This window comes from Staphylococcus sp. HMSC068C09, assembly GCF_001813735.1.
Taxonomy (GTDB): Bacteria; Bacillota; Bacilli; order Staphylococcales; family Staphylococcaceae; genus Staphylococcus; species Staphylococcus hominis.
In genome coordinates, this window is record NZ_KV813714.1 from 1 (window position 1) to 691 (window position 691).

A 691-nucleotide genomic window follows, 5' to 3' on the forward strand; every position below is an offset into this window, starting at 1 on the left:
AACGGAGGCGCTCAAAGGTTCCCTCAGAATGGTTGGAAATCATTCATAGAGTGTAAAGGCATAAGGGAGCTTGACTGCGAGACCTACAAGTCGAGCAGGGTCGAAAGACGGACTTAGTGATCCGGTGGTTCCGCATGGAAGGGCCATCGCTCAACGGATAAAAGCTACCCCGGGGATAACAGGCTTATCTCCCCCAAGAGTTCACATCGACGGGGAGGTTTGGCACCTCGATGTCGGCTCATCGCATCCTGGGGCTGTAGTCGGTCCCAAGGGTTGGGCTGTTCGCCCATTAAAGCGGTACGCGAGCTGGGTTCAGAACGTCGTGAGACAGTTCGGTCCCTATCCGTCGTGGGCGTAGGAAATTTGAGAGGAGCTGTCCTTAGTACGAGAGGACCGGGATGGACATACCTCTGGTGTACCAGTTGTCGTGCCAACGGCATAGCTGGGTAGCTATGTATGGACGGGATAAGTGCTGAAAGCATCTAAGCATGAAGCCCCCCTCAAGATGAGATTTCCCAACTTCGGTTATAAGATCCCTCAGAGATGATGAGGTTAATAGGTTCGAGGTGGAAGCGTGGTGACACGTGGAGCTGACGAATACTAATCGATCGAAGACTTAATCAATTTTTTCAAGTTTTGCGACGCAAATCTTTACTTACTATCTAGTTTTGAATGTATAATCATTCATTTG

1 rRNA gene is annotated in these 691 nt (G+C 50.1%); it reads left to right on the forward strand.

The features are described 5' to 3' along the window. Positions 1–624, forward strand: a 23S ribosomal RNA gene (locus tag HMPREF2930_RS00240); the annotation flags it as partial. Between the last annotated feature and the right edge of the window lie 67 nt (positions 625–691).